This window comes from Pseudosulfitobacter koreensis, assembly GCF_024733015.1.
Classification (GTDB): Bacteria; Pseudomonadota; Alphaproteobacteria; order Rhodobacterales; family Rhodobacteraceae; genus Pseudosulfitobacter; species Pseudosulfitobacter koreensis.
Map to the genome: position 1 here is coordinate 199,228 of NZ_JANKJG010000001.1, position 25,136 is coordinate 224,363.

Below are 25,136 nucleotides of genomic sequence, written 5' to 3' on the forward strand. Positions count from 1 at the left end.
CCCGAAAGGAACCGATCATGGCTCTCTCCCCCGGTGACACACTGCCCGACGCAACGATGGTTCAAATGGGCGCTGATGGCCCCGCGCCCGTCAGCCTGTCCGACAAGACCAAGGGCCGCAAGGTCGTGATCTTTGCCGTGCCCGGCGCGTTCACACCGACCTGCCATTCGGCGCATGTGCCGTCGTTCATCCGCACCAAGGACCAGTTCGACGCCAAGGGCGTGGACGAGATCATCTGCGTGTCGGTCAACGATCCTTTCGTGATGAAGGCATGGGGCGAGGCCACCGGGGCGACCGAGGCAGGCATCACCATGCTGTCTGACGCCGGCAGCGATTTTACAACCGCCATCGGCATGAACTTTGACGCGCCGCCCGCCGGTCTGGTGGCCCGGTCAAAGCGCTATGCGATGCTGGTCGACGACGGCAAGGTGACGCTGTTCCAGGCCGAGGAAAACCCCGGCGTCTGCGAAGTATCGGGCGGCGAAGGGCTGCTGGACAGCATGTTAGCCACAGCGCTTTCACAGATTTAAAAAGGCCCCCGAGAAATTTCGGGGGCCTTTTCCATGTCGGCATACTGAAACTGGCGAATTACTCGGCAGCAGCCTGAAAGATGGTGCGTGTCGGGAACGGAATGTCGACGCCATTGGCATCCAGCGCTTCCTTGACCTTGCGATTCATATCGTTGGTGAAGTTGAAATAATCCGATGCGCTGCACCAGACGCGCACCCGGAAGTCCACCGAACTGTCGCCCAGATTGCCGACCTGAATGAACGGCTCGGGCTCTTGGTGGGCGCGCGGATCGGCCATGATGGTGGCAAGGATCGTGTCCTCGGCCACCTTCAGGTTGGCACCGTAGCCCACGCCGAAATACCACTCGGCGCGGCGTGTCGGATAGACCGAATAGTTCTCGATCACGTTGCCCCAGACTTCCTTGTTGGGAATGATGACTTGGGTGTTCGACAGGCTGGCCAGTTCGGTAAAGTTCAACGTGACATCCTTGACCGTGCCCATCTGGCCCGCCACGTCGACGAAATCACCAATCTTGAGCGGGCGAAACATGATCAGCATGACACCCGCCGCCACGTTCGACAGCGTGCCCTGCAGGGCAAGACCAATGGCCAGACCCGCCGCACCGACCGCCGCAACAATCGACGTGGTCTGAATGCCGAAGGTGTTGAGCACGATCAGGAAGGTGAAACCGATAATCGTGTACTGCACGATCGAGCCCAGGAAATTGAACAACGTGTTGTCCAAATTCTTGTGGCTGGTCCCGATCTTGCGCACCCGGCTGCCCAGCCATGCGGCCATCACCCAGCCCACGATCAGGATCAGAACGGCCGCCACGACCGACCCGGCCATGGAGGCCAGCATTTCAAGTGTCAGAAAATCTGCAATGGTATTGCCGCTAAAAATCTCGGTATTCATTAAATCTTGAAACATTTACTACCCTGCTAAGCTGTCCAGTTTACGCGCCAGTTTGACGTCCAGGGTGCTTAGACCGTCTACATCATGCGTCGTCAACACCACGTTTACCGTGTTGTAGATGTTATCCCACTCGGGGTGGTGGTTCCATTTTTCGGCCCAGAACGCCACGCGGGTCATCCAGCCGAAGGCGTCGGCAAAGTCTCCGAACTTGAATGTCTTGCGGATCGCATCGCGGCCCTCGACCAGTTCCCAGCCGTTGTCGGTCAGCGGGGCCAGCAATGTCTTGCGGGTTTCTGTGCTTAGTTTCTCGGTCATTCCTGTTCCTCGATCTGTACTTTTCTGAACGGGCCATAATCCGTCAGAACTTCGATTTCCTCGGCTATGGCCGCGCCTTCGGCCCTAAGGTAGGACGCAATCGCATCAGAGAAACCCGGATCGCCGACCCAGTGCAGCGAATGCGTCGGCGTCGGCAGATAACCCCGCGCCAGCTTGTGTTCGCCCTGCGCGCCGGCCTCGACCGTGTCGAGCCCTTGGGCGATTGCGATGTCGATGGCCTGATAATAGCACAGCTCGAAATGCAGGCAGGGATGATGCTCGGAACAGCCCCAATAGCGGCCAAAGAGCCGGTGCGCGCCGACGAAATTCAGGGCACCGGCCACATAGTCACCGTCGCGTTTCGCCAGCACCAGGTAGATGTCATCGCGCAGATGGGCCTGCGCCTGATTGAAAAAGTCCCGCGTCAGATAGGGCGTGCCCCATTTGCGCGCACCGGTGTCCTGATAGAACTCCCAGAACGCATCCCAATGATGCGGCTGAATCTGATCGCCCGTCAGCACCTCGATCTCGCCGCCAAACCCTTGGGCCTGCGCGCGCTCCTTGCGGATGTTCTTGCGTTTGCGGCTGGAGAGATTGGCCAGGAACGCGTCGAAATCGGCATAGCCGTCGTTGTGCCAGTGAAACTGCTGGGTCGTACGGCGCATCAGGCCCATCTCGACCCCCAAGTCAGCCTCGGCTTCGGTGCAGAACGTGACGTGCAGGGTCGAGATGCCGTTGTTCTCGGCCAGTTGCACGGCCCCCTGCACCAATGCGGCGAACCCGGCCTCGGCAAAGTCGGGGTGCACCAGAAACCGCCGCCCCGTGGCCGGGGTATGCGGCACCGCTATCTGCAGCTTGGGGTAATAGCGCCCGCCCGCGCGCTCGTAGGCATGGGCCCAGTTGTGATCGAAGATATATTCGCCCTGACTGTGCGATTTGACGTACATCGGCGCGCAGCCAATCACCTGCCCCGCCATCGACGCCACCAGATATTGCGGCTGCCAGCCGGTGCCGGTGCCGACTGATCCGCTGTCCTCCAGCGCCCGCAAGAAGCGATAGGTGGTAAAGGGGTCGTTGGCGCGTCGGCCATCCACAGCTTCGGGACAGGCACAGGCGTCCCATTCCGCAGGGTCGATCTGTGCCAGCGTTGGCACGATCCTGATCTCTACCTCTTGCCCGCTCATGTCTGCCTGACTTCTCGTGATTTTGGCCGAGGGTGTTCCGGGCCCCGGTCTCTATGTGTGGCCCGACAGCCCGGTATCAACCTTTCAGAGGCGGCAGATAGTGCTCGAAGGTCACGTTTTGCGCGACCTCGCGCGCCTCCGCCTCTTCCTTGGGCGAACGGATGGTCCAGCACAGCACCCCGGCACCCTTTGCCTTCAGCTCGGAGACCCGCGCCCGGCCCAGATCGGCCGCCTCATGACTGATGAAACAGGCGCCCACGCGGTCGTAATCCGGGATCTCGCGCAGATGATCGCGCACCTTGGCGCTCAGGGGCCAATCGCCCTCGGCATAGGCGCTGGTGACCAGCCCGCGGGGCACATCCGGCAGAACCTCGGCCAGCCGCGCCACTGAATGTGGGTTGAACGACATCACGGCCAGCGGACCCTTATAGTCGCGCAAGACCTCCGCTGCCGCATCTTCCAGCGGGCCCACGTCGGGGCCCATCGCACCGTCCTGATCCTTGAACTCGACCAGCAGGGGCACACGGCCCGCGACGATCTCCAGCACCTCGGACAAATCCGGAATACCCTCGTCCGATCCGCGCAGTATCGTCTGGCCCAGCGTCGCCGCATCCAGCGTCCGCACCGTTCCGGTGCCGACCGTCAGCCGCTCCAGCGCATAGTCGTGAAACACCATAGCACGGCCATCGGCGCTCAGTTGCAGGTCGATCTCGATGCCATAGCCGTGGTCGATCGCCGCGCGGATCGCCGCGCGGCTGTTTTCTGGACGCCCGGCCGTCAGGTCGTGCAAGGCCCGATGCGCCAGCGGCACATCGAGCAATTGGCGCGGTAAGGTCATCATTTGATCTGAAAGATACCTTCGATCTCGACCGCCACGCCCAAGGGCAGAGAGGCCGCCGAAACCGCAGAGCGCGCGTGCCGACCGGCATCGCCAAACGCTTCGACCAGAAAGTCGGATGCGCCGTTCACAACCTTGGGCTGTTCGGTAAAGTCGACGGTCGAATTGACGAAAGCGGTCAGCTTGACCACACGCACCAGCTTGTCGATGTCACCGCCGCAGGCCGCCTTGACCTGTGCCAGCAGGCTGATCGCGCAGGTCCGTGCCGCAGCAGCGCCCGCTGCCACGTCCATGTCCGCGCCCAGCTTGCCAGTGATCAACCCGTCGGGACCATTGGAAATCTGGCCCGACACATAGACCATATCGCCCACCTGAACGAAGGGCACATAGTTTGCCGCAGGTGCGGGTGCATCCGGCAGATCCACACCCAGTTCGGCCAGTTTCTTCGCAAAGCTCATCGCAATCTCCAATGCTGAATTTCCACCGGGACGCTAGTGCGTCACTCGCCAAAGAAAAAGCCCAAAGTCGTCAGGTCTCGCGGAAGGCGCGTGTGAAGTAATCAGCAAAGGGCTTGATCAGATAGGCCATCGGCGTGCGGTCCGCGGTTCGAATGAACGCTTCGACCGGCATGCCGGGGATCAGCACGTCACCCTCGTTCAGCTTTTCAAGCTCGCCGGGGTTCAGCGTGATCTCGGCGCGGTAATAGGTCTGCCCCCGCGCCTCGTCCTCGAACGCATCCGCCGAGATCAGCGCGACCTGCCCCACCAGTTCCGGCGTGCTGCGCTGGTCCAGCGCGCTCAGCCGCAGGTTCACCTGCTGGCCCACATGGACCTGATCAATGTGGATCGTATCGACCTGCGCCACGATCACCAGCGGCCTGTCCTGCGGGATCAGGTATAAAATCGGATCGGCCCCGCGAATGACCGACCGGGGCGTCTGCACCCGCATTCCGTAGACGATGCCAGACACCGGCGCGCGCAGTTGAAGGCTCTCGATGTCTTCCATAAGCGATGCGCGCTGCTCGACCAGTTCCAGCTCGCGATAGCGCAGATCGCGCAGCTGCGTAATCGCCTCCTCGCGCCGTCCGACGCTCAGTTTCAGAATCTCGAGGTCGATCTCGGTGATCCGCCCCTCGGCCTGTGCCTTGTTCGCTGCCAATTCACCCAGTTGCCCCTCAAGGCTGGCCTGCTGGCGCTGCAATGCCAGCACCCGCGTGGCCTGTGCCAGCCCCTTGTCCAGAAGCGCCTGTTGACTGGTCAGCTCTTCCTTGATGAGGCCCAGTTGCAAGGCCAGCGCCAGTTCCTGCGCCTCGATCCCGTCGATCTGGTTCTGGATCTGGCTCTGCCGCTTTTGCAACTGTTCGGTTTCGCCCGCAACGCTGTCGCGCCGGGCAAGGAACAGATTGCGCTGGCCGCTGATCAACTCTTCCAAGTCGGGGTTACGGGCACCCGCCTGCAACAGCTCATCCTCGAACACCACATCATCGGTCTGGTCGCGCTCGACCTCCAGGCGGCCGCGGCGGGCCATCAATTCGTAAAGCTGGCCTTCGATGATCGCCAGTTGCGACTGTGCCTGCCGGTCGTCCAGCGACAGCAGCAGATCGCCCGCCATGACGGTATCGCCCTCCTGAACCGCAATTTCGGCCACGACGCCGCCCGTGGGGTGCTGGACGATCTGCCGGTTACGGTCGACCTCGATCCGGCCCGAGGCGATGATCGCCCCCGCGATGTTGGCCTGCGTGGCCCAGACGGCAAAGCCGCCGAACAGCACGAGCAGGCCAAAGAGGCCAAAGATCACCGGCGCGCGCGCGCTCCACGGGTTGTCGATTGCTCTGCTCATGATAGGCCCCCCGCGTGGCGCGGGGCCTGCACGATCTGCTGGTGGTTCTCGACGTTCGACTTCAGCACCTCGTCCTTCGGCCCGAAGGCAGCGCGCATCCCCTGATCCAGTATCAACAGCAGCTCGCATTCGGTAATCGCAGACGGCCTGTGCGCCATGATCATGATCGACCGCCCATCGGCCTTCATCGCGCAGATCGCCTTGTTCAGGGCCTCGGTGCCGTCGTTGTCGAGGTTCGAGTTCGGCTCGTCCAGCACCACGATCACCGGATCGGCGTAAAGCGCACGTGCCAGTCCGATGCGCTGGATCTGTCCGCCTGACAACCGCTGCTGCCCTGCATGAATGCGGGTGTCGTAACCATCGGGAAACTCCAGGATCATCTCGTGCGCGTCGGCCTGTCTGGCCGCTTCGACAACGGCGGCATCGTCAGGTGTCTCTGCCAAGCGGGCGATATTCTCGGCGATGGTGCCGTCAAACAGCTGCACGCGCTGCGGCAGGTATCCGATGTGCCGTCCCAGCACGTCCGGGTCGTATTGGTCCAGCGCCGCACCATCCAGCCGGATCGTCCCGCCGGCAGGCCGCCAGACCCCCGTCACACAGCGCGCCAGCGTCGATTTGCCCGCACCCGAGGGACCGATGACTCCCAGCGCCTCGCCCGGTCTCAATTCAAAGTTCACACCGCGCAGCGACGCCTGCCTTTCGCCCGGCGGCACGACGGTCAGCGATTTCGCAACCAGGCGCGCCCGTGGCTTGGGCAGGGCCGTCCGGGGTTGTTCCGGCTGCACCGTTCCCAAAAGCTCGGCCAGATTGTCCCACCCTTTCGACGCACGCTGGACCACGGGCCACTGGTTCAGCATCACTTCGATCGGGGCAAGCGCACGGCCCAGCAGGATCGACCCTGCAATCATCGCACCGGCGGTCATTTCGTTCTGCAGCACCAGATAGGCGCCCAGACCCAGCATGGCACTTTGCAGGAATAGCCGCAGCGTCTTGGTCAGCGACGTGAAGGTGCCGCCCACGTCCGTGGCCGACATCTGCGCGTGCAGCGCGCGGCTGCGCGTCTTGGACCACCGGGTAAAGGCGGCGTCGCGCATACCCATTGCCTGCACCATCTCGGCCTCGATCCTGATCTGGTCGGACATCGCCGCCGCCTGCTGGCCCGCGACACCGGCACGTAGTTGCGGATCGCGCGAAAGCCACTGGTTGAGAAACGCGATGACGACCAACAGGGCACCACCGCCCACCGCCAACCAGCCCAGCATCGGATGAAAGATGAAGATGCCCGCGAGAAAAATAGGCGTCCATGGCAGATCGAAGAACGCGATCAGCACCGGCGACGTCAGGAACCGCTGCACGGCTTCCAGATCGGCCAGCCCCGATTGGGTCTGCGCATCCGGGGCCACCGCCGATTTGCGCACCACCGCATCGAACAGCCGGCGATCCAGCCGCGTCTGGAACCGTGCCCCCACACGCGCCATGATCCGGCTGCGGCTATGGTCCAGAATGCCCATGACGCCGTACAGAAACAGAACCAGCAGCGACAGCGCGATCAGCGTCGCCTCGGACCGGCTGCCCAGCACGCGGTCATAGACCGACAGCATGTAAAGCGGGCCGGTCAGCATCAGCAGGTTGGCAAACAGGCTGAACACGCCGACCAGCCAATACAGGCTGCGGCTTTCGGCGCGGGTGCTGCGCAATTCGGCAATGCCCAACTTGTGAACCCGGTTCTGCATCGGCACCTTTTCGCCAGCGCTGTGGCGATTGTTATGCCCTCTCGGGCGAAATGACCTTAAGGTCTCTGTCGCGGAACTGCCACAGAGAGAGAATTCGCGCGTTGCCTGTCTGGGCAATGCCACTGAAAGCATTAGGTACGATCAAAGGTTAAAAAACGGAGATTTCCATTGCCAGTTCATCACTCCCTGCACCGCCTGAAGCGTCTGCCGATCATGATTCTGGCCTTGGCCCTTGTCAGCGCATGTGCCGCACCCGACCCTGCGGCTGTGTCGCGCGACGGCATCTACGACCCCAATGAGCGCTACAATCGCAAGGTCCACGCGTTCAATCGCAAGCTGGACACGGCCATTCTGCGGCCCGCAGGACGCGGGTATTCAAACACCGTTCCCGATGAATTCGAAGACAGCATCGGCAATTTCGCCACCAACCTTGCCCAGCCCAGCATGGTCGTAAATTCGCTGTTACAAGGCGATTTGCGCGGTGCGGGCCTGTCCACGGTGCGGTTTCTGACCAATACGGTCCTGGGCTTTGGCGGTTTCGTCGATGCCGCCACGGAATTCGACGTGCCGCAACACAACACCGATTTCGGCGAAACGCTCTATGTCTGGGGCGTGGGCGAAGGCCCCTATGTGGAACTGCCCGTGGTCGGCCCATCGACCCGTCGCGATCAGGTTGGCCGTGTGGTCGATCTGTTCACCAACCCGCTGACCTACCGCCTGCCCAGCCCTGAAAAATATTACAGCACCGGGGCAAAACTGGCCTCGCGCCTCAGTGATCGGGGCCGGTATTCCGACACGGTCGATTCGATTCTCTATGAAAGCGCCGACAGCTATGCGCAGGCGCGCCTGATCTATCTGCAGAACCGCCGCTTCGAGTTGGGCGCCAGCCCAACAGCCGGGGCTGCCGATCCCTATTCCGATGACCCGTACTCTGACATTTATGAGGACCCCTATGCTCAATAACCTTACGCGACGCACATTTCTTGCAGCATCCGGCGGCGCACTGGTGGCAGGGCCGGCCCTCGCGCTGAACGAGGCGCAGGCGCGGGGTCTGGTCGATGCGCTGGTCGCCGAGATCAACCGCGTCATCGCCTCGGGCAAGTCGCAGGGCGCGATGATCAAGGATTTCGAGAACATCTTTGCCACCTATGGTGACGTGCCGATCATGGCGCAATACGCCCTTGGCGTGGACGGCCGCCGCGCCTCTGCCGCGCAGAAACGCGCGTTCGGAGACGTCTTTGCGGGCTATATCTCGCGCAAATACGGCAAACGCTTTCACGAATTCATCGGGGGCCGCATCGAGGTGCAGTCCGCCCGTCAGATCAAGGCGGGATACGAGATCAGGACAACCGCCTATCTGCGCGGCGAGGCCCCGTTCGAGGTGACGTTCCTGGTGTCCGACAAATCGGGCCGCGACCTGTTCTTCAACATGTTCATCGAAGGCGTGAACCTGCTGCTGACCGAACGCACCGAAATCGGCGCACTGCTGGACCGCAACGGCGGTGACATCGACAAGATGATCGCAGACCTTGCCCGCATGGGCTGAGACACTGCCGCCGGTAGCGCCCTTGGGGTGCTACCGGTCGCCTCCCCGCACCTCTGGCGGCGGCTGAGAGTTTGAGCCACCACCGCCCAGGATATCACGCAACAGATTGTTGATGATCCCCTCGGTCGTGGTTGGCTGTTGCTGTCTGGGCGCGGGCGCATCCACCACCTGCTGCGTCGCACGTGGGGCATCCATTGGCAGCGGGGTCTGCGGCAGCCCTTCGTGCACGCGCATCATGACCTCGCGCCAGATTTCCGTGGGCAGACCGCCCCCCGTCACGCCCGTCAGCGGCGTGTTGTCGTCATAGCCCATCCAGACACCCGCCACATAGTCGCCGGTAAATCCGATGAACCACGCATCGCGCGCCGCCTGTGTGGTGCCGGTCTTGCCCGCAATCTCGCGCCCGCCGAACTGCGCACGCGCGCCGGTGCCTTCGCTGACGACCTTTTCCATCATCCAGACCAGTTGCCGTGCCGCATCCTGCTGGATGACACGCTCGCCGATGCCGCCGCCGGTGCCCATCAGCGGCGCGTCGTCGCCCAAAAGGCGCAGCTCGATCAGCCCGTAGGGCGTGACCGACGAGCCGCCATTCAGGAAACCCGCATAGGCCCCCGTCATCTCGATCAACGTGCTTTCCGAAGCGCCCAGTGCCAGAGCAGGCCCGGCGGCAAGATCGCTTTCGATGCCAAAGCCGCTGGCGACGGTGCGCACGTTTTCGCGGCCCACCTGTTCGGATATCTTGACCGCCGGAATATTCAGCGATTCCTCCAGCGCCTTGGCGAAGGTCACGTTGCCCAGATAATCATTCGTATAGTTCTTGGGCGACCATGGGCCCGATCCGGGAATATCTATCGTCAGCGGCGCATCGTTGATCGGGTCCAGCGGCGACGCCCCCAGATCCAGCGCCGTCGCATAGACGAAGGGTTTGAACGCCGATCCGGTCTGCCGCAGTGCTTGCGTGGCGCGGTTGAACGCGCCCGCGACCTGGTTGTCGCGCCCGCCGACCATTGCGCGCACCGCGCCGTCCGCGTCCATCACGACAATCGCGGCCTGCGCGTTCGAGCCGGGGCGCACCTTGTTCTCGAACACCCATTTCAGCCCGTCCTCGGCAGCGCGCTGAATGCGCTGATCCAGCGTGGTGCGGATGATCACGTCTTCGGTTGTCTTGCGGGTAAAGAACTCGGGCCCGGACGACATCACCCAATCGGCGAAATAACCCCCCGCACGGGCGGCTGCGGCTTCGCTCAGGACGGCCGGATTTGCCTGCGCCTGCTGCGCTTCGGTCTCGTTCAGATAGCCCTGTTCGTTCATCAGCCGGATGATCGTCGCCGCGCGGTTCTGCGACCGTGCCAGATCGTTCGTCGGCGCAAAACGGGTCGGCGCGACCAGCAGTCCCGCCAGCATCGCGGCCTCGGCAGGGTTCACCGTGGCGGCAGACTTGCCGAAATACCGCTGGCTTGCAGCCTCGAACCCGCGCGCACCGGCGCCCAGGAACGCGCGGTTCATATAGACTGTCAGGATATCGTCCTTGGAATACTTGGCCTCCATCGCCAGCGCATAGACGGCTTCGTCAATCTTGCGCTTGAGGGTGCTGCGGCGACATTCCTGTTCGTATTCCTTTTCGGTCTGGCCGGTCGCAGGGTCGTAAGGCGTGCCCAGACACAGCAGTTTCGCGACCTGTTGGGTGATCGTGGACCCGCCATGCCCTTCCAGCGGCCCGCGCCCTTCGCGCAGGTTGATGCTGACGGCGCTGGCGATGCCGCGCGGACTGACGCCGAGGTGTTTGTAGAACCGCTTGTCCTCTGTCGCGATGATAGCATTGCGCAGGTGGGGAGACACGGTCTGCGCCGTCACGACGCCGCCGAACTGGTCGCCACGCCAGGCAAAGGTCTGGCCCTTGTAGTCCTTCATCGTGACAGAGCCGCGCGCGCGCCCGTCCAGCAACTCTTCAAGGTCAGGCAGTGTGGTTGCGGTGTAACCGACCCAAAGACCGATGATCAGAGCGACAATCAAAGTCCCGCGCCAGGTCACGCCCCAGATCAGACGACCAATGAACCGGAACAGGCGCGAAAAGACACCGGAAATCCCGCCGCGCCGGGGCGGTGCGGGCTTGCGCCGCTTCACCGGACGCTTGCGCGCAGGTGTCGGTTTCTTTCTGGACGTGCTGCCAGAACGTTTTTCCGCCACCAAAGGACGCTTGCCGCGTGTCGAATTGCTCATCTAGACCCCTGCTCGGCCCTGTTTGTTTGCGCCATGATAACCAACTGCGCCCGGAGATACACGTGGAACTCTCCCCGGCCCTCCATCATTTTTTCGATTAATTTTTAGTCGATTTTCCATAATTGCGCATTTTTTATGCACATACCGCCGATCCGCGCCGCGGAATCATGCGCCCGACCTTCCCCCAAAGCCCCTCATTCACTCTGTTGCCCTCAGGAAAACGGCCAGAAACTGGGCCAAACGACAAGGGGAATATGTGTGAAACTGATCATTGCAACGATCAAACCATTCAAGCTGGAGGACGTTCGTCAAGCTCTGACCGAAGCAGGCGTCCGCGGCATGATGGTGACCGAGATCAAGGGCTTTGGGTCCCAATCCGGTCATACCGAAATTTATCGCGGCGCAGAGTACGCCGTGAACTTCGTTCCGAAAATCAAGCTTGAGCTCGTGGTTGATGCCGCCACCGCCGATCAGGTGGTCGAGACGATCAAGAAAACGGCCCACACCGGCAAGATCGGCGACGGCAAGATTTTCGTGCTCGACGTCGAACAGGCCGTGCGTGTGCGTACCGGCGAAACCAACCATGACGCGCTTTAACGCGACCGCAAACAGGGACATTCCGACAATGAAACGTACCACATTCTTTACCCTTGCAGCCGCCGCGCCCGTCGCACTGCTGCCGACGCTGGGCCTGGCCCAGGACGCAGGACCTGTGGCGGGCGTCAATGCCTCGACCGACATGGTCTTCATCATGAACTCGCTGTTGTTCCTCGTGGGCGGCTTTCTGGTGTTCTTCATGGCCGCAGGCTTTGCGATGCTCGAAGGCGGGCTTGTCCGCTCGAAGAACGTCACCATGCAGATGACCAAGAACATCGCGCTGTTCTCGCTCGCGTCGATCTTCTATTACCTCATCGGCTACAACCTGATGTACCCCTTGGGCACATGGGCCGTCGAAGGCGTGTTCTCCGGCGTCTGGGGCCCCGGTGTTCTGGAAGCGGTCGGTGTGACCGCCGATGCAGCCGATGACTATTCGTATGCCACGACCGGCTCCGACTTCTTCTTTCAGCTGATGTTCTGTGCCGCCACCGCCTCGATCGTTTCGGGCGCCCTGGCCGAGCGTATCAAACTGTGGCCGTTCCTCGCCTTCACCATCGTCCTCACCGCCGTGATCTATCCAATTCAGGCGTCGTGGAAATGGGGCGGCGGCTTCCTGGACGCGATGGGCTTCCTGGACTTTGCCGGTTCGACCGTCGTGCACTCTGTCGGTGGCTGGGCCGCTCTGGTCGGCGCGCTGATCCTGGGTCCGCGTATCGGCAAGTACAACAAGGAAGGCCGCACCGTGCCGATCCCCGGCTCGAACCTGACGCTGGCGACACTGGGCACGTTCATCCTGTGGCTGGGTTGGTTCGGCTTCAACGGCGGCTCGCAGCTGGCGATGGGCACCGTGGGCGATGTGGCTGACGTCAGCCGGATCTTTGCCAACACCAACACGGCGGCTGCCGGTGGTGCAATCGCGGCGCTGATCCTGACGCAGCTTCTGTACAAGAAACCTGACCTCACGATGGTGCTGAACGGCGCGCTTGCCGGTCTGGTGTCGATCACAGCAGAACCGCTGACCCCCTCGCTGGGTGCGGCCACGCTGATCGGTGCCGTGGGTGGCGTGATCGTGGTCTTCGCGGTTCCGTTCCTGGACAAGCTGAAGATCGACGACGTCGTCGGCGCGATCCCGGTTCACCTGTTCTGCGGCATCTGGGGCACCATCGCGGTGGTCCTGACCAACGGCGACGCGTCGCTGGGCACGCAGCTCTATTCAATCTTCGTGGTCGGCGCTTTCACGGTGATTGCATCGGGCATCGTCTGGTTCATCCTGAAGGCCGTGGTCGGCATCCGCGTGTCGGAAGAGGACGAGATCAGAGGCCTGGACATGTCCGAAATGGGCATGGAAGCCTACCCCGAGTTCTCCAAGGGCTGAGGTCACTCTCCTCCCAACTCTCAGTCTTGAGAAAGCACGAACCGGGCGCAGAGATGCGCCCGGTTTTTTCGTGGCGCATATCCGCGCAGCAAAAAGGGCGAACCCGCAAAGGTCCGCCCCTGATTTTGACGCAATGGCGGTGTGTCAGATGCCCGCGTCGATGATCGCACGCGCCAGCACGGGGATCGTATTGGCGTTCAGCCCCGCGATGTTCATGCGGCTGTCGCCCACCATGTAGATGCCGTGGTCCACGCGCAGCTTCTCGACCATCTCGGGCGTCGTGCCCAGCCGCGAGAACATGCCACGATGCTCGGCCAGAAAATCAAAGCGATCGGAGTTCGACAGGCGTTTCAGCTCGCCCGCCAGTTGCTTGCGCAGCTCCAACATGCCCAGCCGCACGTCTTCCAACTCGGCCTGCCAGTCGGCGCGCAAGGCATCGTCGGTCAGGATCATCGTCACCACCCGCGCCCCGTGGTCGGGCGGAAAGCTGAAGTTCTGGCGGTTGAGGAAGGCCAGCGTGCCCTGGTTCAGGGCAAAGGCCCCGGTGTCAGCCGCGACCACCATCAGAATGCCCGTGCGCTCGCGATAGACACCGAAGTTCTTCGAGCAGCTTGCAGCGATCAGGCACTCGGGCACGGCAGCGGCGACCGCACGGGTGGCCTCGGCATCCGCGTCCAGACCGTCTCCAAAGCCCTGATAGGCGATGTCGACCATGGGGGTGGCGCCGGTCTCTTGCAGCACCTTTATGACTTCCGCCCATTGGTCCATCGTCAGGTTGGCGCCGGTCGGGTTGTGACAGCATCCGTGCAAAAGGATCACGTCGTTCTTGGTCGCGGTCTTCAGGTCCGCGATCATCGCATCGAACGACACGCTGCGGGTCTCGCTGTCGAAATAGCGATAGGGCACCATCTCAATGCCAAGATATTGCACGATAGAGACGTGGTTGGGCCATGTCGGATCAGAGACGAAAACCCGCGCCTTGGGGTTGGCCATCCGGATCATCTCGAATGCCTGACGCACGGCACCCGTGCCGCCGGGTGTGGCGGCTGCGGCAACCGTATTGCGCGGCACGGCATCGCCCAGAACCAGTTTCACCATCGCATCGGAAAAGGCAGGGTCGCCGGTCAGCCCGACATATGACTTGCTATCCTGTGCCTCCCACAGTGCGTGCTCGGCGGATTTGACCGCGCGCATCACCGGGGTCAGGCCCGACGCATCCTTGTAGACCCCCACACCAAGGTCGATCTTGGTGCTGCGCGGGTCTTCCTTGTATTGAGCCATCAGCGACAGGATCTTGTCGGGGGCCTGTGCCTTGAGGGTTTCGAACATCATGCGTCTCCAGTTGCGACGGGTACGGTGGGGAACATCCCCCACTCGGCCCAGGAACCATCGTATAGCGACCAGGCATCCACGCCGATCCGCTCAAGCGCCAGCGCCAGAACTGCGGCAGTAATGCCCGACCCGCAGGTGGTGATCAGCGGCGCGCCTAAATCAACGCCAGCCGCCTCGAACACCGCGCGGGTGTCTTCGGGCGACTTCAGCGTGTTATCTTCGTTCAGCAGCGTGCCATAGGGCACATTGCGCGAACCGGGGATGTGCCCGGCGCGCAGCCCTTCGCGCGGCTCTGGCGCCTCGCCGCGAAAGCGGGGGGCAGAGCGGGCATCGACAATCTGCGCATCGCCCAGCTTGGACGCCTGCGACACTTGCGTGACATCGCGCACCAGCTGGTTCTGGAACCGCACGGTAAGGTGCCGGTCCTTGACCACTGGGGGCATGTCCTCGACCGCGCGGCCCTCGGCCTGCCATTTGGGCAGACCGCCATCCAGCACGGCGACGTTTTCGTGCCCCATCAGCCGGAACACCCACCACACGCGCGGCGCCGACAGGATACCGGCACCATCATAGACCACGACCTGATGGCCGTCGCCCACGCCCATCGCCCGCATCCGCGACATGAACTTTTCGACGGGCGGTGCCATATGCGGCAGGTCCGACCGGGCGTCCGAAATGTCGTCAATGTCAAAGAACCGCGCACCGGGAATGTGGGCGGCGTCATATTCGGCCTTCGGATCGCGTTTTGCGTCGGGCAGATACCACGAGGCATCCAGTATCCGCAGATCGGGGTCCTTGAGGTGTTTGGCCAGCCACTCTGTCGAGACAAGTGTTTTGGGATCATCGGACATGGGTGGCCTCCGTACCTGCGTAAACTGTGCGTGCTTAAACGTGCTTTCCCTACCCTTGCGGGGACGGCTTCGCAAGATAGAACGCCTTGCGCAGGGCCGAGCCTAGCCGTGATCCTTGAGCAGGCGCGCCTTTTGACGGCTCCAGTCACGCTTGGCGCTGGCTTCGCGCTTGTCGTGGTTCTTCTTGCCCTTGGCGACGCCGATCTTGATCTTGGCCATGCCGCGATGGTTGAAGTACAGCACCAGCGGCACCAGCGTCATGCCCTTGCGCTGGGTCTCGTTCCACAGATGCGCCATCTGCTTGCGACTGACCAGCAGCTTGCGACGTCGGCGTTCATCGTGGCGAAAGGTCTTGGCCTGATCGTAGGGGGCCACATAGCTGTTCACCAGCCACAGCTCGCCATCCTCGACGGCGGCATAGCTCTCGGCGATGTTCGATCCGCCCTGGCGCATCGACTTGACCTCGGACCCCTCAAGGATGATCCCGCATTCAAGATCTTCCTCGATGGCATAGTCGAACCGCGCCCGCCGGTTCTCGGCGATCACTTTATAATTCGGGTCTGCATTCTTAACCTGTGCCATAGGAATGGGATGTAAGGTGAAGCGGCGCGTTTCACAATATCGCCGCACCACTTTCACATTTTCTCGCAACTGTGGTGCAACGAAACGGTATGCTTTGGGGGAAGGGAATCGAAATGAAACCGGTCTTGATGATGATTTTGCTGCTGATCTGCACGCCCGTGGGCGCGGAACAGGCGCGCATTCTGGCGATCGGGGATTCGTTCTTCGCGACGCACTCGGGCTCTGAACGGTCGATCCCCGACGTGGTCGAACGCGAGTTGAGCCAGCGTGTCGCCAACCGCTCGGTCATGGGCGCGCGGATCATCTACAACCTGCCGCTGACCGGCGCGATGGGGTTCAACATCTCGCGCCAGTATCGCGGTGGTCCGTGGAACTGGGTCATCATGAATGGCGGTGGCAATGACCTGTGGCTGGGCTGCGGCTGTTCACGCTGCGACCGGAAAATGACCAAGATGATATCAAAGGACGGGACGCGCGGCGAAATCCCCGCGCTGGTGTCCAAGATGCGCCGCGCCGGATCGCGGGTGGTTTATGTGGGCTATCTGCGCAGCCCCGGCCGCGGCTCTCCGATCGAGCATTGCCGCGACGAGGGCAATGAGCTGGACGCGCGCGTGACCCGAATGGCGGCACGCGACAAGGGCGTGTATTTCGTGCCGATGGCCGATCTGGTGCCCTCTGGCGACAGATCGTTTCACACTGCGGACATGATCCATCCCAGCCCGAAGGGCACCGCGGCGGTGGGCAAACGCGTGGCCAAGGTGATTGCAGAAGCGGGCGGTTAATCGCCCAGCTTCTTGTGAACCTCGTCTAGGTCAATCTCGGCAATCGGCATCTTGTTGGCGGGGTTTTCAAAGTCGTATTTGAACACCTCGAAATCGCGTTTGTAGATTTCGTAAACCAGATGCATCGACAGATCGTCAAAGTAATCCTCGACCGGGTGCGCCCGCTTGGGCCCGTGCCCTTCGCTTTCGTTAAAGCGGGGAATCTCGGCGAGATTGATCTTGTTCGGTGTCTCGACGGCCTGCAGCACCTCGTCCATGCCTTCGTTGAACTTTTCCGTCCAGATGATCTTGTCGTACTTGCCACCATTCACGATGAACGTGGACACATGCCCTGACATCGCCGACCAGTGAATGTCGGGCTCCATCGGCTTGCGCCAGCGGATGGTGTCACGGGCAAACAGCAGGAAGCGGCGAAAGCTGGCAATCTGGTCGAACTCCTGCTTGCCATCGTCGCCGCCCACTTCGATCCCGTATTTCTGGATCAAAAGCGGCACCAGATTGCCGCGATAGCGTTTGCCGTTGCGTTGGATGCCGCAGATCTTGTCAAAGAACGACGACAGGATGCGCGTGTAGGGATTGCGCACGCAGGTGAACGAATAGGAGCTGTGGTTCTGCACGTTGGCCGTGATCGGCGCCTGACTTTCCTCAAGCGCCCACTTGTGCAATCCGCTCTTGGCATCGTGGATGTCACCGTCGAAAAATTCACCGTGATCCGAATAATACATGATCTGGCCGATGGTCGAGCAGGCGCATTTGGGCACCACGCGGTACACCACGCTTTCGCTTTCCGTCATCCACGTTCCGGGGAAACCCATACCTGTCGTCCTCTGTTTTCCTGCTGCTTCATCGGGCAGCAGTTGCCTGTCGGAGCAAAAAAGCAAATAAATGCTGTTTATTCAATCTCCCTTCACCACTATCTAGGTAAACATCTTCAGGTAAAGGGTCCGTGAATCATTGGTATGGCAAAAATCGCCTACATATTGCTGTGTCACAAAGACCCCGACGCCATCATCAAGCAGGCGGAGCGTCTGACTGCGGCGGGCGACTACATGTCGATTCACTTCGATGCGTCGGCCAAGCCCGAACATTTCAAGAGGATCCGTGACGCACTGGACGAAAATCCCAACGTCACCTTTTCGCACAAGCGGATCAAATGCGGATGGGGGGAATGGTCGCTGGTTCAGGCCACGCTTTACGCCGTGGAATCCGCCACCAAGGCGTTCCCGCGCGCCACGCATTTCTACATGCTGTCCGGCGATTGCATGGCGATAAAATCCGCCGAATACACCCACAAGTTCCTCGATGACAACGACGCCGACTTCATCGAAAGCTTCGATTATTTCGAAAGCGACTGGATCAAGACCGGCATGAAGGAAGAGCGGCTGATCTACCGCCATTTCTTCAATGAACGCACCCACAAGCGCCTCTTTTACGCAAGCTATCACCTGCAGCAGCGCCTGGGCCTGACACGCGAAGTGCCCAGTGACATCCAGATCCAGATCGGCAGCCAGTGGTGGTGCCTGCGCAGGCGCACCGTCGAATGGGTGCTGGAGTTCACCAAGAAACGCCGTGACGTGATGCGGTTTTTCCGCACCACCTGGATACCCGACGAGACCTTTTTTCAGACCGTCGTGCGGCACGTCGTACCGGAAACCGAAATTCGCAGCCGCACGCTGACATTTCTGATGTTCACCGATTATGGCATGCCAGTGGTGTTCTACGATGACCACTACGATCTTTTGCTCAGCCAGGATTTCCTGTTCGCGCGTAAAATCAGCCCCGAGGCCTTTGATCTCAAGCGCCGTCTGGGGCTGCTTTATGCGGCGAAAGGGGTGCAGTTCCAGATCTCGAACGAGGGGCGCAGCCTGTTCAAGTTCCTCAGCGGGCGGGGCCGCATCGGTCGGCGCTTTGCCACGCGGTTCTGGGAAACCGAATCGACGCTGGGCCGCGAACGCGAACTGATGATCGTGATCTGCAAGAAGTGGCACGTCGCCAAACGGGTGCTCGAGCGTATCCGACAGGTCACCAACGTGCCCGCCATCGAATACCTCTTCAACGAGGAAAGCACGCCGCTGCCCGATCTGGGCGGCATCCAGAAAACTCTGGGCAAGCGCACGCGCCACCGCCGCGCGCTGATGCGGATGCTGTTCGACTATTACGAAACCGACCGTCTGATTGTCTGCATGGACCCCGGAGAGCTGGACCTGTTGCAGGATTTCGCAGGTGACCGTTCGGTGACGCGGATGCTGGAAATCCAGTGCAAGTTCACCGACGATTACCTGATCGGTCACGCCATGCGCGTGGGCCTCGCGGGCGAGCAGACCAGTTCGGAAACGCTGGAACGGCTGCTGCCGACGATCCGCAACGACATGGTGTTCGAAAGCGACCGCATCCGCGACGCGGACTTCGAAAACCTCAGCCGCATGCGCGAGGGCGCGACCGTCGAGGAAAACGCCCGCGCCCTGTCTGAATTCCTCGGTATCGCCGAAGACCAAAGCCAGAAGGTCGCGAGCGCCCATTACCTCTTTGCCGACTGAAGCCGCCGCCTAATAGACACCCCCGATGCCGGACGATTTCATCGAGGGCAACACGATCACCGAAGCACCGTGCAGTGCCCGGTCGTACAGGTGGATCGCGTCCTGGTTCAGCATCCGGATACAGCCCGATGACACCGACCGCCCCAACTCGCGCGGGTCCGCATCTCCGTGTATCCGGTAGAGCGTGTCGACACCGTCCTGAAACAGATAAAGCGCCCGCGCGCCCATCGGATTGCCCGGACCGGGCGGCATCCCGCCCTTATTCACCGAATAGGGGGCCAGTTCCGGTTTCCGGGCGATCATGGCGGCGGGCACCTTCCACACCGGCCATTCCCGGCGAAACTGTAGTCGCGCGGTGCCGTTCCACGCAAAGCCCGCCGCGCCCACGCTGACGCCATAGCGGGTCGCGGTCTGCGGGCTTTCGACAAAATACAGCAGCGCATCGTCGGGATCGACGACAATGGTGCCACGGGCGTGCTGCGGCCAAAGGTTCGCGACCTCCTGCCGCCACAAGTGCGGTTCCAGAATGCCCTCGGGCACGGCAGGCACGGGAAACGGCTCATCGGGCACCGCCTGATAGAATGCGGGCAAGGGCGGGATCACGGGTGCGGGCGGTGCCACGGGCACAGGCTCGGGGGTGGTGGCACAGGCACCAAGGCCTGCCATCGCCCCGCAGGCGACAAACATACGTCGGGTCAACATCTTGAGGTATCCTTTTGATCTGATCGGGAATGGCGCGGGCGCGCCGGGGCTCCGGTCAGATCAGGCGCGGTGGACCCTGCGGGGGCGGCTTGTCCACGCCGCTGCGCAGCACAGTGTCGTGGGACAGGGGTCGGACGACCTCCCCCACAGGTGCCGTCAGCGCGATCCCGTCATCCAGCCGCACATCCTGCGCACAGGGCGATCCCGGCAAGGTTGCGGTGCGGCACCGCTTGCGCGGCCGCTCGACCGATGCAGGCGCGGCCACGACGGACGACGCATCGCCGGAAACGATATGAGAGGGCGCGGCCAAAGCCGGATAGACGGCGGAAAACGCGCCCCAGGGCATCGCCACAAAGACCATCACGGCCAGAAGAAGAGAACGCAGAACCATCATATAGCTGGCAATGGCCCAGGTGCCGCGCCAAGTCCAGCCTTGGCGCGATCACATAGCCATGAGCGCACGCGGCCCTACTTGGACCGCCACGTCCCCAGCCAGCGCGAAAACCGGCTGCGGCGGTCGGACATGGCATCGCCTGCCGCCTCCCAATTGTCCTGCATTTCCTCGAGCCTTGGGTCCAGCCGCGCCCTGCGGAACCGACGCCAGCGCACCCAGATGAAATAAACCACCATGAAGAACAGCGTCAGGATGATGATGTTCAGGAACGGAATGCCCTTGGACGCATCGGGCCCATCGACCGGCGTTATGCTGATCGCATTGGGAAAGGCGGTCAGAAACTCAAAGCGCCAGCCATAGTGTTTGATTATTACATAACTCGGATCGGCTTGGGTCGACTTCAGGTTGGCAGCTTCGGCTTGCAGGTTCGATGTATCGAACTTGAAATAGGGCGGCCAACCCCAGCCGGTGTCTTCGTTGCGATAGACGATCACACGCCCGTTTTCGCGCACCGCCTGGATGAAAAAGACATCGCGGTTGGGAACGGTGCCGTCCGTGCCCACATCCGCCTGCGCCCAGAACCACCAGTTTTCGCCCGGATCAATACGCTTTTCGTAGGTGTCCACGATCCGCACGATATCCTTCTGCGGCAGGGTATAGTGGAAGAACGCCGCCACAAGAACCCAGAACATGATGATGAAAAACCACTTTATGTACCGCATGAGGGCCCTCCGTTCAGGCGAAATTGGTCAGATAGATGATGACGCCCACCAGTACCGTGGGCACCACATAGACGCCGAGGATCAGCTTGCGCCGCAGGGAATTGTCGTATTCGATCATGCCGACATCTACAAACGCATCTTCGGTCTGCTCGGCCACACCCGCCTGCGCCTGTTCGCGCCATTCCGCGCGCAGCTTGCCCTTGCGCACGCTCCGTGAATAGAGCGACAGCCCGATATAGATGACCGTCAGCACGACAAAGCCGACAACGATCAGACGTAGCAACGCGAACATGGCCTATCTCCTGACTGCGCCCCAGGGGCCGACGCGGGCGACGATATCGTCCAGCGTCTGCGCCCTGGCGCGGGGTTTGGTGACCGGGGGCTCTTCCATCGGGGCATCGTGGCCAAACAGCGCATCGCGCGTGCCAACCTTGTCCGCCTGATATTCCGCCGCCAGATATTGTGCGACATATTCCTTTTTCGGATCGGGCCAGCGTGCGTAGGTGTCATAGAACATCTGCTTGTGACAGATGAACAGCTGGCGCACGTCCTTCGGGCTCAGTTCGGCCAGCAGCATGTTCACCAGATCCGCATCGGCATGATCCGCCGCCCGCAGCGTATAGAAATAGGCGGGGTGATCCGACGCGATACGCGGCCACGCGCCGCCGTTCTCGGCCCAGTTCACCAGCGACGCCAGCGCGTGAAACTCCCCGGGCAGGTGCTGCGCATGGTCGCGCGCCAGCCGCCGCATGTCGGCGCGGGTGGTGCCCGACAGATCAACACCCGCCGAGGTGACGGCATCGACCAGGATAAAATCCATCTTCTGCCGCAGGATCGCGGCAGAATCGATCCCCCGCGCCGCCACGATGGGCTCGGCCAGCCCGTTCAGCTCCAAAAACCGCGCAATCTGGTTACGCTGTCCGGTCCCATAGACATGCTGGATCGGCAGTTCGCCCAGCGCCGACGCATCACCGCTGGCGATCGCCGCCGGATGCGCGAGGCTCTTGAACACGTAAAGCCCGCCGAAATGCGCCGTCCAGAAATTCCCCTGCTCAAAGCGCATCTTCTTCAGCTTCACCGGATTGCGCGTCACATCCCCCGTCTGCGCGGCAAGGCCGATCATCTCGGCGATCAGCACATCGTCGAACCAGGCGTCCTCGACCTGCAGGAACCGGTCCACCTTGCCCGCCAGTTCCTCGGCATTGCGCACGGTGCCTGCGGTGGTGTCTGCGTCGATGGTGATGGCGCGAATGTCGAAAAGCCGCTGCGGTCTGGACACGTCATAGACCGAATTCACCAGCTCGCCCGCCACCGCATCCCGCGCGGTCAGCGCAAACAGCGCCGCCTCGTTCTCGTCGATGAATTGCCGCAAGATGGTGCGAGAGGTCGAGAACTTCGCATCCAGCAGCGGCGCGCGCTTCTGCTCGGTGCTGAGCAGGATAAACTGCCGGTTCACGCCGCCCTTGTTCAGGTAGAGCGGATCGCCCAGATCAGCGCCCACTTCCGGGGAAAAGCCCGAAATGTCGATGTAGAAATCGGTGAGCGCGGTGCGCTTGCCCGTCAGATGCTCCAGCGCACGGTTATAGCGTTCGACCAGCGCGGGGCTGGTGACGGGGTAGAGATTGCCGAACATGAGGCCGAGGCGGATGAGGCGGTTCATTGGGGTGTCACCACTTCATCGTATGCTTCAAGTTCTTCCTTCAAGCGGTCCCATTCGGCCTTAAGATAACAATTCACTAAGTTTGTCAGTTCAAAGGCAATTTCATCATCAGCATTTCTATTTTTACTACTCATCAGCTTCGTCAGCTGGTCAAAAATAGCTTTGGAACCAACTTCCGATGGATTCATCTTGAGAAGCACACTCTGGATGCGCACATTGTAGTCGTCCACTCGCTGCCCCTCGTCTCCAGATTGGTATGGTTTCGCGCCGATGATTGACGCGAAATCTTGCCTTATCGAATCTATCCAAGCCTGGCGAAAATCTGCCAACTTCATTCGCCGGGATAACTCCAATTGAAGGCGCCTATCTGCACGTGCTCTTTGCTCTGCTTGATCACTGAGTATTTTGGCACGCTTTTCGTTCGATTTATTCAAAAGCTTAGTGACGAGAAAAGTGACTAGTAGAATTCCGATTAGCGTCACAAGCTCGCGGTGCTCGGCAATGAAGCTATTAATTGCTTTCAATAGCTCCATCACCCCAACCCCTCCAAATACCGCTTCTTCGCCGCTTCCTGCCGCCCAAACTCTCGCACCATCTCCTCAATCGCCACCTCGTCCGACTTGTCCGCATAGCGGAACTCGGAATCCGCGTAGCGGTTGATCTCCTGTATCACCATCTCCACCGTGATCGGCTGGCGCAGCTCAGAAATCATGTCCTTCTTGGCGTCATAGCCCTTGAACAGGAACAGTTCGGGGTTCTCCATCCATGCGTCGGGCAGCTCGAAATCCATCGCCCGCACCTTCACCGCGTCGGTGATGTTCTTGATCGCACGGCCGGTAAACCGCGGGTCGGCCTCCTGAATGGCCTTCAGATAGGTCCCCAGCTTGGCAATGGTGTCCAGCGTGCCGATCTGGTCCTGCACACGGTCGAACACCTGCATCAACCCCGCCTCGTGCGGGCGGCTGTGGCTTTCGAACGATGCGGCCACCGCCGATTTGATCTCCTGCGCCGAAAACACCTCGTGTGCGCCCACCGGGATGTCGTGGTTCTTGCCCATCAGCAGGTACAGGATGTCGATGTAATCCTCGCGCGTTTGCGGCCCGTCCACCAGAAACCGCGCCCCTGCCCGCTGGCGCAGCGCGTCGTCCACGTTCTCGGGATAGTTCGAGAACATGCCAAAGGTGCAATTGCCCCGCACGACCGTATTGGCCCCGGCAAAGCTTTCCATCAGCACCGCCGTGATCTCCAGCTGGCCCGTGCTCGACTGCCTGTCGCCCCGCTTGCCCGCCAGCTGGTCGATGTCGTCGATTGTGCCGAACCCGATGGCGTTGGGGTCGATGATCGTGTTGATGAAGGCCTTGGCGTTCTGCCCCGACTTGCCCTGATAGCTGTCGATGTTGTCGGTGCTCAGGTTCTGATAGCGGAACGGATAGCCCGCGACGGCGCAGTAATCGTGGATCAGCCCCGCCATCATCTGGATCAGCGTGGTCTTGCCCGTCCCCGGCTTGCCGTCGCCCATGAAGGTAAAGATGAACCCGCCCAGTTCGGCAAAGGGGTTCAGCTTACGGTAGAAATCATAGGCCATCAGCATCTTGGCCAGCTTCATCGCCTGATATTTGGCGATGTGGTTGCCCACGACCTCGTTGGGTTTCTTGAAGGTCATGGTCAGCTTGGTCGACTTCGCCTTGGTCGCGGGGCTGAATCCCGCAATGGTGAAATCATCCGCCTCGACGTGCCAGACCGCGTTGGTAAACCCCGCCAGACGCGGCGCCTCCTGCGCGCGCAGGGCGACCTTCTCCATTAGCGCCTCGGCAAAGGCCGCAACCGTCGCCACCAGCCGCGCGTCGTCAGACGCATGGGCGGCAATGTCCTGATCCAGCTCCCAAAGCGCGCCGTGCAGCGCGGTCTGGCCATTGTCGGTCAGCATCTCCTGCACGTCACCCACCTCGACCGTAACCTCGGACTGATGCGATGACATGAGGAACGCAACAGCATTGCCAAACACATAGAGCGTGACCAGCGCCTCGCCCGCCAGCAGCTCCGAAAACTCGAGCTTGCGCGCCTCGGCCAGATTCCCCGCAAGGTTGGCACGTTTCAGCTCGCCCAGCCCCGACACGTCGGCATAGTTCTCGGCCACCGCCAGCGCGATGGAAATAGCCCGCCGCAACGCGTTCAGCACCGTCGCCTGCAAGGGCGAAACCAGCGTATCCTCCGCACCCTCGACCCGCGCGATCACTTGCACCGCCCCGGCGGGCGTGCTCCGCCGCGTCACCAGCCCCGGCGTCGTGGTGCGAAATCGCCGCCGCGTGCCGATGCCCGAGGACGCCTCCTGCCGCTCGGCCTCGACCGCCTTGCCGATCCGCGGCGCATGGTCGAACCCCTGCAACATCGCCAGAGCCATCGCATAATGCGCGGTGATCTCTTCCTCGCGCAGCTCCATCTGATCGGCTGTCTGGCTCATCTCGGTTCCTCAATCTTCATCTTGCAAAATAAACTCCCCCC

The 25,136-nt window shown here is 61.6% G+C and carries 26 protein-coding genes; 7 read left to right on the forward strand and 19 right to left on the reverse strand.

What is annotated here, in order from left to right; all coding sequences use genetic code 11:
* The first annotated feature begins 17 nt into the window (after positions 1-17).
* Complete coding sequence (locus NTA49_RS01100) at positions 18-530, forward strand: peroxiredoxin (protein WP_258292800.1); 513 nt, start codon at positions 18-20, stop codon at positions 528-530.
* Between the two features lie 58 nt (positions 531-588).
* On the opposite strand, the gene NTA49_RS01105 is transcribed toward NTA49_RS01100, so the two are convergent.
* The 7 genes from NTA49_RS01105 to NTA49_RS01135 form a co-directional block, all read right to left on the reverse strand.
* On the reverse strand, positions 589-1,425 hold the full coding sequence (locus NTA49_RS01105; RefSeq protein WP_258292801.1) for a mechanosensitive ion channel family protein: 837 nt from the start codon (positions 1,423-1,425) through the stop codon (positions 589-591).
* An 18-nt stretch (positions 1,426-1,443) separates the two neighbouring features.
* A complete protein-coding gene (locus tag NTA49_RS01110) occupies positions 1,444-1,740 on the reverse strand; it encodes a 4a-hydroxytetrahydrobiopterin dehydratase (protein ID WP_258292802.1) in 297 nt (98 codons plus the stop codon).
* Positions 1,737-2,924 carry a GNAT family N-acetyltransferase gene (locus tag NTA49_RS01115; protein WP_258292803.1) on the reverse strand — a complete coding sequence of 396 codons (1,188 nt, stop codon included), beginning with the start codon at positions 2,922-2,924 and terminating at the stop codon, positions 1,737-1,739. Before NTA49_RS01115 ends, NTA49_RS01110 begins: the two co-directional genes overlap by 4 nt.
* Before the next feature lie 76 nt (positions 2,925-3,000).
* A complete protein-coding gene (locus tag NTA49_RS01120; protein ID WP_258292804.1) occupies positions 3,001-3,762 on the reverse strand; it encodes a glycerophosphodiester phosphodiesterase family protein in 762 nt (253 codons plus the stop codon).
* A complete protein-coding gene (locus NTA49_RS01125; RefSeq protein ID WP_258292805.1) occupies positions 3,762-4,220 on the reverse strand; it encodes a RidA family protein in 459 nt (152 codons plus the stop codon). The genes NTA49_RS01120 and NTA49_RS01125 overlap by 1 nt, the downstream gene beginning before the upstream one ends.
* A gap of 70 nt (positions 4,221-4,290) precedes the next feature.
* Positions 4,291-5,601 (reverse strand): HlyD family type I secretion periplasmic adaptor subunit, encoded by a 1,311-nt coding sequence (locus NTA49_RS01130; protein ID WP_258292806.1) that lies wholly within the window; start codon positions 5,599-5,601, stop codon positions 4,291-4,293.
* The gene (locus NTA49_RS01135) at positions 5,598-7,334 is read right to left on the reverse strand and encodes a type I secretion system permease/ATPase (protein ID WP_258292807.1); all 1,737 of its coding nucleotides are present in this window, start codon (positions 7,332-7,334) and stop codon (positions 5,598-5,600) included. Before NTA49_RS01135 ends, NTA49_RS01130 begins: the two co-directional genes overlap by 4 nt.
* Positions 7,335-7,502: 168 nt before the next feature.
* Between NTA49_RS01135 and NTA49_RS01140 the strand changes: the two genes are divergently transcribed.
* Both NTA49_RS01140 and NTA49_RS01145 read left to right on the forward strand, forming a co-directional pair.
* Complete coding sequence (locus tag NTA49_RS01140; RefSeq protein ID WP_258292808.1) at positions 7,503-8,297, forward strand: MlaA family lipoprotein; 795 nt, start codon at positions 7,503-7,505, stop codon at positions 8,295-8,297.
* Complete coding sequence (locus NTA49_RS01145) at positions 8,287-8,880, forward strand: MlaC/ttg2D family ABC transporter substrate-binding protein (RefSeq protein WP_258292809.1); 594 nt, start codon at positions 8,287-8,289, stop codon at positions 8,878-8,880. Before NTA49_RS01140 ends, NTA49_RS01145 begins: the two co-directional genes overlap by 11 nt.
* Before the next feature lie 30 nt (positions 8,881-8,910).
* Here NTA49_RS01145 and NTA49_RS01150 read toward each other — a convergent pair whose 3' ends face one another.
* On the reverse strand, positions 8,911-11,100 hold the full coding sequence (locus NTA49_RS01150; protein WP_258292810.1) for a transglycosylase domain-containing protein: 2,190 nt from the start codon (positions 11,098-11,100) through the stop codon (positions 8,911-8,913).
* Between the two features lie 258 nt (positions 11,101-11,358).
* Between NTA49_RS01150 and NTA49_RS01155 the strand changes: the two genes are divergently transcribed.
* Both NTA49_RS01155 and NTA49_RS01160 read left to right on the forward strand, forming a co-directional pair.
* A complete protein-coding gene (locus NTA49_RS01155) occupies positions 11,359-11,697 on the forward strand; it encodes a P-II family nitrogen regulator (protein WP_258292811.1) in 339 nt (112 codons plus the stop codon).
* A 28-nt stretch (positions 11,698-11,725) separates the two neighbouring features.
* Complete coding sequence (locus NTA49_RS01160; protein ID WP_261368057.1) at positions 11,726-13,072, forward strand: ammonium transporter; 1,347 nt, start codon at positions 11,726-11,728, stop codon at positions 13,070-13,072.
* Positions 13,073-13,216: 144 nt separating this feature from the next.
* Here NTA49_RS01160 and NTA49_RS01165 read toward each other — a convergent pair whose 3' ends face one another.
* The 3 genes from NTA49_RS01165 to smpB form a co-directional block, all read right to left on the reverse strand.
* Entirely contained in the window at positions 13,217-14,401 is a 1,185-nt protein-coding gene (locus NTA49_RS01165) for an amino acid aminotransferase (RefSeq protein ID WP_261368088.1), read from the reverse strand.
* The gene (gene sseA / locus NTA49_RS01170; protein WP_258292813.1) at positions 14,401-15,255 is read right to left on the reverse strand and encodes a 3-mercaptopyruvate sulfurtransferase; all 855 of its coding nucleotides are present in this window, start codon (positions 15,253-15,255) and stop codon (positions 14,401-14,403) included. The genes NTA49_RS01165 and sseA overlap by 1 nt, the downstream gene beginning before the upstream one ends.
* A gap of 102 nt (positions 15,256-15,357) precedes the next feature.
* Entirely contained in the window at positions 15,358-15,837 is a 480-nt protein-coding gene (smpB, locus tag NTA49_RS01175) for an SsrA-binding protein SmpB (RefSeq protein ID WP_258292814.1), read from the reverse strand.
* 113 nt (positions 15,838-15,950) lie between these two features.
* Between smpB and NTA49_RS01180 the strand changes: the two genes are divergently transcribed.
* Positions 15,951-16,619, forward strand: coding sequence for an SGNH/GDSL hydrolase family protein (locus NTA49_RS01180; RefSeq protein WP_258292815.1), 669 nt, complete (start codon positions 15,951-15,953; stop codon positions 16,617-16,619).
* On the opposite strand, the gene NTA49_RS01185 is transcribed toward NTA49_RS01180, so the two are convergent.
* On the reverse strand, positions 16,616-17,434 hold the full coding sequence (locus NTA49_RS01185; protein WP_258292816.1) for a sulfotransferase family protein: 819 nt from the start codon (positions 17,432-17,434) through the stop codon (positions 16,616-16,618). The two genes, NTA49_RS01180 and NTA49_RS01185, sit on opposite strands and share 4 nt — an antisense overlap.
* Positions 17,435-17,578: 144 nt before the next feature.
* Here NTA49_RS01185 and NTA49_RS01190 point away from each other — a divergent pair, with 144 nt between their 5' ends.
* Complete coding sequence (locus NTA49_RS01190) at positions 17,579-19,156, forward strand: beta-1,6-N-acetylglucosaminyltransferase (RefSeq protein WP_258292817.1); 1,578 nt, start codon at positions 17,579-17,581, stop codon at positions 19,154-19,156.
* A gap of 9 nt (positions 19,157-19,165) precedes the next feature.
* Here NTA49_RS01190 and NTA49_RS01195 read toward each other — a convergent pair whose 3' ends face one another.
* The 7 genes from NTA49_RS01195 to NTA49_RS01225 all read right to left on the reverse strand — a co-directional run bounded on the left by NTA49_RS01195 (position 19,166) and on the right by NTA49_RS01225 (position 25,095).
* Positions 19,166-19,858: a L,D-transpeptidase gene (locus NTA49_RS01195; protein WP_258292818.1), complete on the reverse strand. Its 693-nt coding sequence runs from the start codon at positions 19,856-19,858 to the stop codon at positions 19,166-19,168.
* Positions 19,859-19,913: 55 nt separating this feature from the next.
* Positions 19,914-20,249: a hypothetical protein gene (locus tag NTA49_RS01200; protein ID WP_258292819.1), complete on the reverse strand. Its 336-nt coding sequence runs from the start codon at positions 20,247-20,249 to the stop codon at positions 19,914-19,916.
* A 77-nt stretch (positions 20,250-20,326) separates the two neighbouring features.
* Positions 20,327-20,974: a DUF1523 family protein gene (locus NTA49_RS01205; protein ID WP_258292820.1), complete on the reverse strand. Its 648-nt coding sequence runs from the start codon at positions 20,972-20,974 to the stop codon at positions 20,327-20,329.
* A 13-nt stretch (positions 20,975-20,987) separates the two neighbouring features.
* Positions 20,988-21,266, reverse strand: a complete 279-nt coding sequence (locus NTA49_RS01210; protein ID WP_258292821.1) for a hypothetical protein — start codon at positions 21,264-21,266, stop codon at positions 20,988-20,990.
* A 3-nt stretch (positions 21,267-21,269) separates the two neighbouring features.
* Positions 21,270-22,634: a DUF6638 family protein gene (locus NTA49_RS01215; RefSeq protein WP_258292822.1), complete on the reverse strand. Its 1,365-nt coding sequence runs from the start codon at positions 22,632-22,634 to the stop codon at positions 21,270-21,272.
* Positions 22,631-23,167, reverse strand: a complete 537-nt coding sequence (locus NTA49_RS01220) for a hypothetical protein (RefSeq protein WP_258292823.1) — start codon at positions 23,165-23,167, stop codon at positions 22,631-22,633. The genes NTA49_RS01215 and NTA49_RS01220 overlap by 4 nt, the downstream gene beginning before the upstream one ends.
* Positions 23,167-25,095 (reverse strand): AAA family ATPase, encoded by a 1,929-nt coding sequence (locus NTA49_RS01225; RefSeq protein WP_258292824.1) that lies wholly within the window; start codon positions 25,093-25,095, stop codon positions 23,167-23,169. The genes NTA49_RS01220 and NTA49_RS01225 overlap by 1 nt, the downstream gene beginning before the upstream one ends.
* Positions 25,096-25,136: the final 41 nt, after the last annotated feature.